Below are 12,600 nucleotides of genomic sequence, written 5' to 3' on the forward strand. Positions count from 1 at the left end.
CCCCGCGCCCGGTGGGTCAGTTGTCGGGGACCAGCACCGCCGCGCCGTCGAAACGTCCGGCCTTCAGGTCGGCGAGGGCGGCGTCGGCCCGCGACAGCGGGTAGGTGTGGGTGGTGGCGGTGATCCCGTACTCCTCGACCAGCCGCAGGAATTCGCGACCGTCGCCCCGGGTGTTGGCCGTCACCGAGCGGATCTCCTTCTCATAGAACAGCTCTCGCTCGTAGTTGAGAGCCGGGATGTCGCTGAGGTGGATGCCGGCGATGGAGAGCACCCCGCCGCGGTCGAGGGCCCGCATCGCCACCGGCACGAGCTCACCCACCGGGGCGAAGGTGATCGCGGCATCGAGCGGTTCGGGCGGGGCGTCGTAGGCATCGACCGCGGAGACCGCACCCAACGACAGTGCCAGCTCGCGCGCCTGCTCCCCCCGCGTCATCACATGCACCCGCGCACCCTGCGCGATGGCGATCTGCGCGGCGAGATGCGCGCTGCCACCGAATCCGTAGAGCCCCAACCGACCTCCGGGCGGCAGCGACGCCCGCATCAGCGCGCGATAGCCGATGATGCCGGCACACAGCAGCGGGGCAAGGGTCACATCGTCGACGCCGCCGGGCAGGTGATAGGCGAAATCGGCGGGTACGGTGGTGAATTCGGCGTAGCCGCCGTCGACATCCCAGCCTGTGTAGGTCGAGTTCGGGCAGAGGTTCTCCGCGCCGCGAACACAGTAGCCGCAGGTGCCGTCGGTGTGGTGGAGCCAGGCGACGCCCACGCGGTCGCCGACCGCGTATCCCTGTGCGCCGGCGCCGAGTCCGACGACCTCGCCGACCACCTCGTGGCCCGGGGTCACCCCGACCCGGTGGACCGGCAGATCACCTTCGCAGACGTGCAGGTCGGTGCGACACACCCCGCACGCACGCATCCGGACGAGCAGCTCACCGACACTGGGTTCGGGGATCGGCTTGTCGACCGGCTGCAGCGGTCCGGGGCGATCCGAACTGTCGTGGTCCGACCCCGGGTCGATCGGCGCAGGTGTGGTGACGGCCCATGCACGCATGCTCACACAGTAGGCGCCATCCGGTACTCGTAGGCGTCGAGTGGGAATCTGCCCATCTCCCGCAGGGTGGTCAGCGTCGACGTGGGGCGCAGCAGCGCCGCCTCCCCCTGGTGGTTGAAGTAGTAGCTCCGTGAACTCGCGCAGTCGCCGCGGTAGAAGACCGACGAATCGAGCTTGTCGGTGACCTCGTCGAGGAACTGCGCATTCGCCTGCTCGGTGACCTCGAAGGTTGTCGCCCCGCGTCGTTTCAGCTCGCCGAAGAGCCGCCCGATGTGGATCATCTGGCCTTCGATGGTGGTGAAGTATGACAACCCGCTGTAGGAGTAGGGACTGTTGAGCGACAACAGATTCGGGAATTTCGGCATGGTCAGCCCCTGGTAGGCCTGGAATCGGCGGGTCCGCCACCAGAGCCCGAGCTCCACGCCGTCACGTCCGACGACCGGGAAGGCGGGAAAGTTGCTGTCCCACAGATCGAATCCGGTGGCGAGGACGAGGGTGTCGATCTCGGTGCGCCGACCGTCGCCCGCGACGATGGCGTCGGGTTCCAGGTGGCCGATCCCATTCGTCTCGAGGGTGACATTGTCGCGGATGAACGACCGGAAGTAGCTGTTGGAGAACGTCGGTCGTTTGCATCCGAAGTCGTAGTCGGGGGTCAGGGCTCGACGCAACGCCGCGTCGGGGACCTGCGCCCGCAAGTGCGCCCGTGCCAGCAGCGCGGCACCCTTGTTGCCCGGTTTGGCCTGGCGGAAGTGCAGCACGCCGACCACCATGAGCAGTTCCAGCGCTGCCGTGTTCGCCAGGCGTGCCGCGCGTTGCACCAGGGGCACCCGGGCGAACAACTGCTGCACCGGCTTCGGGATCGCCATGTCGAGCTTGGGCACCACCCAGATGGGAGTGCGCTGGAAGACGGTCAGGTGGCGTGCGACCCGCGCCGCCTCGGGGATCAATTGCACCGCGGTCGCACCGGTTCCGATCACCGCGATGCGCTTGTCGGTGAGGTCGGCGGAGTCGTCCCAGTCGGCGGTGTGCAGGATCGTGCCCTCGAAGGAGTCGATCCCCGGGAAGTCGGGGATGTGGGGTTGGGAGAGGAAGCCGGTGGCGGTCACCAGATACCGGCACGTGCGTGCCGTGCCGTCATCGGTGTGCACCACCCAGAACTGTTGCTGCTCATCCCATTCGGCGGACTCGACGCTGACGCCGAACTCCATGTGCCGTGTGAGATCGTAGGTGTCGGCGACGTGCGTCGCGTAGCGTTTGAGTTCGGGGCCCGGCGCGAACAATCGCGACCAGTAGGGGTTCGGCGCGAACGAGTACGAGTAGGTCACCGAGGCGATGTCGACGGCCAGGCCCGGGTAGTGGTTCACATGCCAGGTGCCACCGAGGTCGTCCTCGCGTTCGAGGATTGCGAGGTCGTCGATGCCGAGACGTCGGAATTCGATGGCCGCCCCGAGCCCACCGAATCCGGCGCCCACGATGATCACCTCGTGATGTGGTCGCATGTGCCCTCCTTCGCGAGGTCACGCGCCCGGGAGGTCACCGCGACCATTACCTGTTACCAGGCTTCACAGTAACCCACATCACCCTGGGAGGTCATCAGGGGATCGGCGACCCGTCGTAGAGCACGTCGAAGAACTGGGTGGCCACCAGGGTCTCGCCCTTGACCCGGTTGATGCCGAGCTGTTTGCGATACGCCAGCACATGCTGCAGCGACAACGCCGAATACAGCAGTGGCAGATGATCTTTGCGCTGCTCGTACACGCCCTTCGCGCCGCGCGAGGCGCGCAGGTCCGCACGGGCACGACTCGGGTGCATGAGGGCGTCACGGATGACTGCGGCCCGGATCATCTTCTTGCGGCCCTCGGGCACGACGACGAGCTCACCGGGATCGAACAGCGCGGTGTCGAACTCCTCGGCGGTGGCCAGCGTGCACCCGGCGGTCGGGCGCGGGTTGCACTCGACCATGTGGTGCACCCCGTCGTCGGTCATCAGGTAGTCGAAGCTCAGTTGTCCGTGCCAATTCAGTTCGCGTGCAATGCGTTGCGCGGTTTCCAGCGACTGCGGCGAATCCACCGACCGGAAGACCACGCCCCCGCGGTTGTCGATCGCGAGCGGGTGTTCGTAGCAAGAATGCAGGACGACCTCGCCGTGGTGGACCACACTCCAGCTGCAGCGGTCGACGCCGGCCAGGAATTCCTGGACCAGCCAGGGGTCCTCGGGGGTGGGCGTGATGTCGTCGAGGTCGGTCTCGCCGGCGAGCGGTCCGGTGTTGGTGGCGATGTCGAGACCGCCGCGCCCGAAGGCCGCCCGAGCGAACCAGTGATCCCAACGGCCGGTCGCGGCACGCAGTTCCGCCGGGCTCGTCGCGGTGATCGTCTCGGCGACGGGTAGGCCCAGCCGCGCGCACAGTTCGGTGAAACCAACCTTGTCGTGCACCATGCGCAGGGTGTCGAAGTCGGGGAAGAACAACTCGACGTCGCGGCCGTCGGCGAGCTGATCTCGATGCCTGGCGAGATAGAAGACGTCCTCGAACATCGGCAGCAGCCAGTTGATCCGCTCGGAGTCGAGAATCCCCGCGATGGCGTCGACGTAGGCCTGGGTTTCCTGGGTGGGTGCGGGCACCACCATGTGCTTGCTCGCGCCCCGCGAATGGTTGCCCGGGGCCGATCGGAAGGTGTCGGTCGCAACGACGAACCGGCCCGTCTCCCCCAGCTTGTGGATCTCGTCGACGGCGAAGGGCATCCGGGACGTGGTGACGAGGATTCTGGGATCGACAGGCGCCATGCCACGACGGTAGTGCACCGACGGTTCGCCGAGTGGATACTCCGGTCCGACCGCCACCGCGCATCACGTCGGTGAGCGCACGCCATCGGGGATACGCTGTGGAGGGTCATGGCTTCCCACACACCGACTCCCGGTCCCGGCGGAGGAGATCCGCGTCCCCCGACGCGCCGCACACTCGGTGCGGGATCGGCGTTCGCCGCCGCCGTCGCCGCGTTCGCCGTGGTGATGATGGGCACCACGCTGCCGACGCCGCTCTACGCGATCTATGGCGCCGAATTGGGCTTCGGCGTCACGACCACGACGGTGATCTTCGCCGTCTACGCCGCCGGGGTCATTGCGGCGCTCATCGTGTTCGGCCGCTGGTCCGACGTCATCGGCCGACGGCCGCTGTTGCTGGCGGGCGTCGTCATCTCCGCGATCAGTGCCGTCGTCTTCGTCACCGCGGGCGGGCTGGCCGAGCTCCTGGCCGGGCGCGTCATCTCGGGGCTGTCGGCGGGTATCTACACCGGCACCGCGACGGCGGCGGTGATCGAACTGGCCCCGCGATCCTGGCAGTCGCGCGCTCCGGCGATCGCCACCGCCGCGAACATGGGCGGGCTGGGACTCGGCCCGCTGGTGGCGGGCATTCTCGCCCAGTACGTCCCCGCGCCCCTGCACACCGTCTTCGTGGTCGACCTGGTGGCGCTCGCCGTGGTCGGGGTGGCGATCTGGTTCGTCGCCGAACCCGCACGGCTGCGGCCGGGGGCCCGGCTGGGCGTGCAACGGCTGTCGGTGCCACCGCAGGTACGCGAGGTCTTCACCGGGCCGGCGATCGCGGCCTTCGCCGGGTTCGCCGTCCTGGGCACCTTCACCGCGGTGGCGCCGTCATTTCTCGCCAAGGTGATCGGCATCGACAATCATGCCGCCGCCGGGGCACTCGTCGCGGTCCTACTCGCGTCGTCGGCGACCATTCAGATCCTCGGGCGCCACGCGCCCACCGGTGCGGCGCTGATCACCGGGTGCGCGACGCTCGTCGTCGGGGTGGCTGTCCTGGCCTGGTCACTGGCCGCGGCGTCGCTGACCCTGATGATCGTCGGTGCGGTGATCGCCGGTGCCGGGCAAGGTATTTCGTTCAGCAAGGGCATGGCGGCGGTGGTCGCGGCGAGCCCACCGGACCGGCGCGCGGAGGTGACGTCCACCTATTTCGTCGTCGCCTACATCGCGCTGTCGGTCCCGATCATCGGGCAGGGCATCGCCGCGGCCCACTGGGGTCTGGTGACCGCCGGGATCGCCTTCGACGTCGGGGTCGGGGTGCTGTGCGCGGTCGCGATGGTTCTCATCGCCGTGGCGTTGCACCGGGGCCGAACGGCCGGGCGGGACTCGGCCACATCCTAGGTCTCACCGCCGGGGCGCGCCGTCATCCACGGACGTCATCACCCGAGAAAGCCCTCACCACAGGAAGTCATCGTCCTCGCGAGATCCACCCCCGACGCCCGCGTCCTCGAGCGCGGCCACCAGCGAGGCGAACCGCGCGTTCGACGGCAGGTCCTCGACGAGCACCGGATGCAGCTCGTCATCGGCGAGGGGGATACACCAGTTGGGATATTGATCGCCGTCGGTGCCGGGCTGGTTCTGGATGCGCCGTTCCCCGACCGCGTCCACCAGCGCCACCCCCAACAGCAGTGACGGGCTCGCCGCGATGAGTTGGTAGAGAGCGTTGATCGTCCGTGGATCGGTCAGCGGGATGTCCGGTGACCACAGGCCACGCTCGATCGCCAGCGCGAGGATCGCGTCGCGGTCGCGTTCCTCGCGGGCCCGGTCGTCGTCCTCGCTCTCGGTGAGCAGTCCGAGTTCGGCCCGCAGGGTGATGTGGTCGCCGGCGAGATAGCCGACCGTCGGTGGCAGATCGTGGGTGGTGACCGAGGTCAGACACAACTCCCGGTACTCCTCGGGCGGAATGGGCGCGTACTCACCGTGCTCGAACCACAGGATCGAGCAGCCGAGGATGCCGCGCGCGGCCAGCGTGTCCTGCACCGTCTTCTCGAACACGCCGAGGTCTTCGCCGATGACGACGGCCCCGGCGCGTTGTGCCTCCAGCGCGAGGATCCCGATCAACGCGTCGTGGTCGTAGCGGACGTAAGTGCCCTCGGCCGCGGATCGTCCCTCGGGAATCCACCACAGCCGGAACAGACCGAGGATGTGGTCGACGCGCAGACCACCGGCGTGGCGCAGCACGGTGCGCAGCATGTCTCGATACGCCGCATATCCCGACTCGGCGAGTCGTCGCGGATGCCACGGTGGCTGATTCCAGTTCTGGCCTTGCTGATTGAAGCCGTCCGGCGGTGCGCCGACCGTCGCACCGGTGGCGAGGACCTCGCCGAGGGACCACACGTCGGCGCTGTCGCGACCCACTCCGACGGCGAGGTCGGCGATGATGCCGATACGCATTCCCGCCGCCAGTGCGGCGTGCTGGGCCCGGGCGAGTTGTTCGTCGCAGATCCATTGCAGCCACGTGTGGAACTCGATGCGTCCGGCCAGCCGTCGGCGCTCGGTCTCGACGAAGACCGGATCACCGAGTTTGTCGGACCACGCCGGACTGTCCCGCCCGTATTCCTCGACCAGCGCGCACCAGGTGGCGAAATCACGCAGGCCGGCGCCCTCACGACGACGGAACTGCCGGTACGCTGCGGCACGCGCCGCTCGCAGCGGAACCGCGTGCAGCAGCTCCAGCGCGGTCAGCTTTGCACGGAAGGCCTTGTTGCGCTTGATCTTCTTCGTCGAGAGGTCGTCGGCGACGAAACCCCTGGCGAGTTTGTCGACACGTTTGCGGTCGGCCTTGGGCAGATCGACGTACTCCGCGATGTCGGTGATCGCGATGTAGAGGGGATTGACGAATCGGCGGGTCGCCGGCAGATACGGCGAGTTCTCGATCGGGGGCACCGGCTGCGCGGCGTGCAGCGGGTTCACCTGGACGAAGTCGGCGCCGTAGGTGCTGGCCGTCTCGGCGGCGATCTCGGCGAGGTCGGCGAAGTCACCGACTCCCCATGACCGTGCGGAGCGCACCGAATACAGCTGCAGCGCCGTCCCCCAGCGCTGCTCACCGCGCAGGGCGTCGGCGGTTCTCAGTCGCCGAGGCGTCACGATCAACGGCGCCGTCGCCGTGCTCCCGCTGATCTCGTCGGTGACCGAGATCGTGTGATAACCCGGCGAGAGTCCTTCCGGGACTGCGAAACTCGCACGTCCGGTGAGCACGCCGTCGACGGGGCGCGGTTCCCACCACACGTCGAGTTGTACCGGGCGCACCCGGTCTCCGGCTTCGGTGGTGACCTCGACGTCCACGGGATTGCCGTGAGGCACATGGACCCAGAACACCGCGGCGTCGCCCTCGGTGACCACGGTGACCGGCGGCACCAACGTGCGCCAGTCGGCGATCTCGGCGTCGGCGAGGGCGGCGTCGATCTCCGCGTCGGTGTCGGCGGCGATACCCATCGCCCCCAGCACCGCGCGCAGGGTCACCGCACTCACCTCGTGTTCGGCGGAGTCCCATCCCACATAGCTGGTCGCCACACCGGTGCGGCGCGCCAGCTCGGCCAGTCGTTGCCCTACCGAATCGGTCACGACTGCATCGTCTCATCGTCGGGGTCGTGGCGCTCGGGTTGCCGAGGACGCCGCCGAGGACTTGAATCAAGTGTGGCGTAGCTCACCCGGTGAGTTCGCCTGCATCTGTACCGCCCCGAGTGAGGAATCCCCATGTCCGACACGCTCACCCTCGATCCCGCCACCACCGCTCTCGTCCTCATCGAGTTCCAGAACGAGTTCACCTCCGACGGCGGTGTGCTGCATGATGCGGTCGCCGAGGTGATGGACAAGACCGACATGCTCACCAACACCACCTCGCTGGTGCAGGCTGCCCGCGAGGCCGGGGTGACGATCATGCATGCCCCGATCACCTTCGCCCCCGGCTACGGCGAACTCACCCGACACCCGTACGGGATCCTCAAGGGCGTCGTCGACGGCAACGCCTTCGTGAAGGGCACGTGGGGTGCGCAGATCGTCGACGAATTGGCACCCGCCGACGGCGACATCCTCATCGAGGGCAAGCGCGGACTCGACACCTTCGCCTCGACCAACATCGATTTCATCTTGCGCAGCAAGGGAATCGAGACGGTGATCCTCGCCGGATTCCTCACCAACTGTTGTGTGGAATCGACGATGCGTTCGGCGTACGAGAACGGATACCGGGTGATCACGCTCACCGACTGCACCGCGGCGACCTCGGTCGCCGAACACGACAACGCGATCTCCTTCGACTACCCGATGTTCTCGCATCCGGTCGAGTCCGCCGACGTGCGTGCGGCGCTGTGAGCCGCCCGACTCCTCAGAGGTGCAGGTCGCGCTGCCGGATCGCCGCCGTCGCGGCCACGCTGATCAGTCCGGTCGCCACCAGGTAACCCGCCGCCCACCACGGCGAGCCGCCACTGGCACCGATGAGTGCGGTCAGGATCAGCGGTGTCAGACCCGAGGCATAGATGCCGGAGAACTGGTAGACGACCGAGAGTCCGGTGTAACGCACCGGCGTCGGGTAGAGCGAGGCGAACAAGGTGCCCTGGGCGCCGTAGAACAGTGCGTGGACCACACCGAAGACGATCACGAGTCCGACGGTGAACCACACCAGCTTCTCGGTGCCGAACAGTGCGAAGACCGGATAGACCGCGACCGCGTAGGCGATCATGCCGATCAGGTAGATGCGTCGCGGCCCGTAGCGGTCGGTCAGCACCCCCGACATCGGCAGGCCCACCGCCATCACCAGAGCCGCGATGGTGACCGATACCAAGACCGGCACGCGAGGTAGGCCCAGACTGCCGGTGGCGTAGGCGATCGCGAACACACCCCAGGTGTTGAACGCCGATCCCTCACCCCAGCGCGCGAGCAGACCGAGGACGGTGTTGCGGGTGTTGGGCGGGAGGACGACGCCGCGCAGCGGGGCACTCGACTTCTGCTCGAGCTCGGCGACCTCACGGAAGGCCGGGGTCTCCGAGACCTTCAGCCGCACCACGAATCCGATGACAACCAGCACGATGCTCAGCAGGAACGCGATCCGCCATCCGTAGACCAGGAAGTCGTGATCGTCGAAGGCCACCTGGAGTATCGCGAAGACACCGGTGCCCAGGGCGAGCCCGAGCGCCAGGCCGATCTGCGGGATCGACCCGAACAGACCACGACGCCGCGCGGGGCTGTGTTCGACGGCGAGCAGCACCGCGCCGGCCCATTCGCCGCCGAGGGCGAATCCCTGCAGGATTCGCAGGCACAGCAGCAGTACCGGGGCGAGGAACCCGATCTGCGCGGCGGTCGGCAGGACGCCCATCAGTGCCGTCGCCGCGCCCATCAGGACCATCGTCACCGCGAGGGTGCGTTTGCGGCCGATGCGGTCGCCGATGTGTCCGAACACGACGCCACCGATCGGGCGCACGACGAAGCCGACGGCAAAGGTCGCGAACGACAACAACGTTCCGACAAAGCTGCTCTGGTCGGGAAAGAAGACCTTGGAGAACACCAGGCTTGCGGCGGTCGCGTAGAGGAAGAAGTCGTACCACTCGATGGTGGTACCGAGCAGGCTCGCGGCGACGACCGTGCGTAGCCGGCGCCGCCGTGCGGCGTCGTCCTCGGCGGGAACGTCGGTGATGTCGGTCAGGGTGGAACTCACAAGTGCTCCACCGTAGGGATGCGTTCTGGGCACGACCAGGGTCACGATCACCGTGATCGTAATGTGGCGTGGCCGTGCGGCGCGGCTCGACTCAGCCGAAGAGCACTCCGGGATTGAGCAGACTCTGCGGATCGAGGGCGTCCTTGATGGCGCGCATCGTGGCCAGGTCGGTCGGCGAACGACCGAGTCGGATCCACGCCGTCTTTGCCCGGCCGATCCCGTGTTCGGCGCTGATGCTGCCGCCCAGCCGGGCGACGATCCCGAAGACGGCGTCGGTCACGGCGTCGGTCGCCTCGACCGGCACATCGAGGAGATTCACGTGGATGTTGCCGTCGCCGATGTGCCCGAACAGGATGGGGCGGCAGGCGACGTCGAGATGACCAGGCAGGTCCTGTAATTCGGCAATGGCGTGCGGAAGGGACCGGATCGGGAACGACACGTCGAGTTTGACGACCGGGGTCGTGGTGGCACGCGCGATGGCCTCGGTGTGACTCTCCCGGATCTCCCACAGCGCCCGCGCGGGACCGGGTTCGAGCACGGCGTCGACGATGCCCTCGGCGTCGTCGAGGAGGTCGACGACGGCTGTCTCGGTGTCACCGGCCCCGGAGACCTCGAGCAGAAGATGGTAGGGAGCGGGGGTGGAGACCGGACGTCGGCTGCCGTGTTCGCCGACGAGATCGACACCCTCGCGGGTCATGAACTCGGCGGCCTCGATCACCAGACCTACCTCGCGGGCCCGCCCGATCAGGGTGAGCGCATCGGCCACCCGCTCGAGTGCGGCCACGACGACAACGGTGGCGACCGGCGGGCCGACCAACCGGAACAGCACTCGGGTGATGATGGCCAGGGTGCCCTCACTCCCCGCGAGCAGTCCCGGGATGTCATATCCCACATTGTCTTTCACGAGCGGCGACCAGCGTCGCAGGACGTCACCATCGGCGCGGACGGCCTCGATGCCACAGATCGCCGCGCGGGTGTTGCCGTGTCGGATCATGCGGATGCCACCGGCGTTGGTGGCGACGACACCGCCCGCGGTGGCGCTGTCCCGGGAGGCGAGGTCGACCGGGAACATCAGTCCGTGGACCGCGGCGTGTGCGTCGATGGCGGCGATCGTCGCTCCGGCCTGCGCGCCCACGCATCGTCCGATCGGGTCGACCTCGTCGAGATCGGTCATCCGCGCGGTGCTGAGAACGATGCGTCGGCGCCCATCCGCGGTCGCCGGTGGCACCGACCCGCCGACGAGGCCGGTGTTGCCCCCTTGAATACAGACCTGAATCTTCGCAGCGGCAGCCACTTTCATCACAGCAGCCACCTCGTCGACGGTGCGCGGCCGGACCACCGCGTCGGCGATGCCGGTATAGCGACCCATCCAGTCGACGAGATATCCGGCCATGGCGTCATCGTCGGTGAGCACGTTGCGCTCACCGACGATCCCCGCCAGAGCCGGCTCGAAACCGCTCATGTCAGTGCGTCTCGCTCAGGCCAGCGCCTTCTCGATCGGCACGTCACCGTCGTTGAACTCGATGACCCGCTTCGCGGTGGCCGGATCGGCGATCACCGCCGCGGCGACCGCGGCGACGTTGTCGCGACTGACCTCGCTCTTGGATGTCGCGCTCTCTGATGTTCCGGACCCGGCGGAGGTGTCCGATCCCCCGACCTCGATGCGACCGGAGCCCGGGTCGTCGGTGAGTCGGCTCGGCCCGAGAATCGTCCAGGCCAGATCGGTGCTCGTGAGATGGGCGTCGGCCGCAGCCTTGGCCTCGGCATAGGCGTAGAACGAATCATCTTCGGGGACACCGTGATCGGGTCCGGCACCGTAGTACGAGACCATGACGTAGCGCGGCACGCCGGCCGCCGCTGCGGCGTCGATGGAGCGGATCGCGGCATCGCGGTCGACCGCGAAGGTGCGCTCGGGGTTGCCGCCACCCGCACCTGCCGACCACACGACGACGTCGGCTCCGGCGAGCACCTCGGCGATGGCCCCGGTGTCGAGGTGCTCCACATCGGCGACGACGGGCGTGGCGCCGGTCGCGATGATGTCGTCACTCTGCGCCTGGTTGCGGATCACCGAGCTGACCGCGTCACCTCGTGCGGTGAGCAGCCGCGCCAGTCGCAGCGCGATCTTCCCGTGTCCCCCGATGATGATCACTCGTGCCACAGTGCACCTCGTTTTCGTGTTGGGTTCTCATTCGTCTTGGGTTGGTCGGGTGCGGTTCGTCGCCATCCCGCCCTACTCCACCGTAAGCACACGCGCCCGACGAGAATTCCCGCCGTGAATCCGAGCACGCCCGAAGTGCACATCGAAGCATCCGGACTTTACCGTTCGCTTACTTAGCACTAAGCAACTATATTCGGAGCATACCTCCCGAAAGGAGCGCGCCGATGTCGCCGACCGCACCGGACACCACAACCATCGTCGAGACGACTGTCGAACCGGACACGCCCGCCACCGACACGTCCGCCACTGGCACGTCCGACGTGGCGGTCCTTTATCACCATCTGGTCCGGATCACCCGCTCACTACGCTCCGGTGGGCAGGGTGTGCTCAGTGCGGGTGTGGCCTCGGCACTGTGGACGATCATCAATCACGGTCCGCTGCGCCTGTCCGAGCTCGCCGACCGCGAGTCGGTGACGATGCCGACGATGTCACGCATCGTCGCCTCCCTGGAACAGCAGGGTTTCGTCGAGCGCGCGCCCGACCCCGACGACGGACGTGCGCGACAACTCGTCGCGACCGTCGCAGGCACCGAGCACATCAACCACGCCCGGTCGGCGAAGGCCCAGATCCTCGGCACCGCGATGGAACGCCTTGACCCGCAGACGCGTTCGCATCTGACCGAAGGGGTGGTGGCCCTCGCCGCCGCCCTATCCGACACTGCCCTCTCCGACACCGCGCTGTCCGACACCGCACTCTCCGGCGACGAACTCGCCGATTCTGCCGAGCACTCGGTTCCACCCCGATGACGGCGCGGCGAGCGGGCCGCCCATCCCCGCTCGCCGCGCGCCCCGACCATCCACCACCGGTATCGCAGGAGAAGACAGTGACCGCCCCCATCCCGACCGCCGCCCCGGCTCCGACCGCGCC

The 12,600-nt window shown here is 67.9% G+C and carries 10 protein-coding genes; 3 read left to right on the forward strand and 7 right to left on the reverse strand.

The genetic code is table 11. The features are described 5' to 3' along the window. Nucleotides 1-16: 16 nt before the first annotated feature. The 3 genes from GOPIP_RS05950 to GOPIP_RS05960 all read right to left on the reverse strand — a co-directional run bounded on the left by GOPIP_RS05950 (nt 17) and on the right by GOPIP_RS05960 (nt 3,832). Nucleotides 17-1,051 carry a zinc-binding alcohol dehydrogenase family protein gene (locus GOPIP_RS05950; RefSeq protein ID WP_170320177.1) on the reverse strand — a complete coding sequence of 345 codons (1,035 nt, stop codon included), beginning with the start codon at nt 1,049-1,051 and terminating at the stop codon, nt 17-19. A gap of 2 nt (nt 1,052-1,053) precedes the next feature. Beyond that, complete coding sequence (locus tag GOPIP_RS05955) at nt 1,054-2,550, reverse strand: flavin-containing monooxygenase (protein ID WP_006368669.1); 1,497 nt, start codon at nt 2,548-2,550, stop codon at nt 1,054-1,056. A 94-nt stretch (nt 2,551-2,644) separates the two neighbouring features. Beyond that, nucleotides 2,645-3,832, reverse strand: a complete 1,188-nt coding sequence (locus GOPIP_RS05960; protein WP_170320178.1) for an ATP-grasp domain-containing protein — start codon at nt 3,830-3,832, stop codon at nt 2,645-2,647. A gap of 108 nt (nt 3,833-3,940) precedes the next feature. Here GOPIP_RS05960 and GOPIP_RS05965 point away from each other — a divergent pair, with 108 nt between their 5' ends. After that, the gene (locus GOPIP_RS05965) at nt 3,941-5,206 is read left to right on the forward strand and encodes an MFS transporter (protein WP_006368671.1); all 1,266 of its coding nucleotides are present in this window, start codon (nt 3,941-3,943) and stop codon (nt 5,204-5,206) included. Between the two features lie 54 nt (nt 5,207-5,260). Here the strand turns inward: GOPIP_RS05965 and malQ are convergent, their stop codons facing one another. Continuing rightward, the gene (gene malQ / locus GOPIP_RS05970) at nt 5,261-7,429 is read right to left on the reverse strand and encodes a 4-alpha-glucanotransferase (RefSeq protein ID WP_006368672.1); all 2,169 of its coding nucleotides are present in this window, start codon (nt 7,427-7,429) and stop codon (nt 5,261-5,263) included. 132 nt (nt 7,430-7,561) lie between these two features. On the opposite strand from malQ, the gene GOPIP_RS05975 reads away from it, so the two are divergent. Further along, on the forward strand, nt 7,562-8,176 hold the full coding sequence (locus GOPIP_RS05975; RefSeq protein ID WP_006368674.1) for a cysteine hydrolase family protein: 615 nt from the start codon (nt 7,562-7,564) through the stop codon (nt 8,174-8,176). Between the two features lie 13 nt (nt 8,177-8,189). On the opposite strand, the gene GOPIP_RS05980 is transcribed toward GOPIP_RS05975, so the two are convergent. From GOPIP_RS05980 to GOPIP_RS05990, 3 genes are all read right to left on the reverse strand, one after another. After that, complete coding sequence (locus GOPIP_RS05980) at nt 8,190-9,515, reverse strand: MFS transporter (RefSeq protein WP_170320179.1); 1,326 nt, start codon at nt 9,513-9,515, stop codon at nt 8,190-8,192. Nucleotides 9,516-9,606: 91 nt separating this feature from the next. Continuing rightward, entirely contained in the window at nt 9,607-10,977 is a 1,371-nt protein-coding gene (locus GOPIP_RS05985) for an FAD-binding oxidoreductase (protein ID WP_006368677.1), read from the reverse strand. A 15-nt stretch (nt 10,978-10,992) separates the two neighbouring features. Continuing rightward, nucleotides 10,993-11,673 carry an NAD(P)H-binding protein gene (locus tag GOPIP_RS05990; protein WP_006368678.1) on the reverse strand — a complete coding sequence of 227 codons (681 nt, stop codon included), beginning with the start codon at nt 11,671-11,673 and terminating at the stop codon, nt 10,993-10,995. A 224-nt stretch (nt 11,674-11,897) separates the two neighbouring features. On the opposite strand from GOPIP_RS05990, the gene GOPIP_RS05995 reads away from it, so the two are divergent. Then, nucleotides 11,898-12,479: a MarR family winged helix-turn-helix transcriptional regulator gene (locus GOPIP_RS05995; protein ID WP_006368679.1), complete on the forward strand. Its 582-nt coding sequence runs from the start codon at nt 11,898-11,900 to the stop codon at nt 12,477-12,479. Nucleotides 12,480-12,600 lie beyond the last annotated feature (121 nt).

The organism is Gordonia polyisoprenivorans NBRC 16320 = JCM 10675 (assembly GCF_000241325.1).
Taxonomy (GTDB): Bacteria; Actinomycetota; Actinomycetes; order Mycobacteriales; family Mycobacteriaceae; genus Gordonia; species Gordonia polyisoprenivorans.

Excerpts from the sequence above, each read along its gene's own strand:
- GOPIP_RS05975 (WP_006368674.1), top strand. The coding sequence starts at position 7,562 with ATGTCCGACACGCTCACCCTCGATCCCGCCACCACCGCTCTCGTCCTC.
- GOPIP_RS05995 (WP_006368679.1), top strand. The coding sequence starts at position 11,898 with ATGTCGCCGACCGCACCGGACACCACAACCATCGTCGAGACGACTGTC.
- GOPIP_RS05965 (WP_006368671.1), top strand. The coding sequence starts at position 3,941 with ATGGCTTCCCACACACCGACTCCCGGTCCCGGCGGAGGAGATCCGCGT.
- GOPIP_RS05960 (WP_170320178.1), bottom strand. The coding sequence starts at position 3,832 with ATGGCGCCTGTCGATCCCAGAATCCTCGTCACCACGTCCCGGATGCCC.
- GOPIP_RS05950 (WP_170320177.1), bottom strand. The coding sequence starts at position 1,051 with ATGCGTGCATGGGCCGTCACCACACCTGCGCCGATCGACCCGGGGTCG.
- GOPIP_RS05955 (WP_006368669.1), bottom strand. The coding sequence starts at position 2,550 with ATGCGACCACATCACGAGGTGATCATCGTGGGCGCCGGATTCGGTGGG.
- GOPIP_RS05985 (WP_006368677.1), bottom strand. The coding sequence starts at position 10,977 with ATGAGCGGTTTCGAGCCGGCTCTGGCGGGGATCGTCGGTGAGCGCAAC.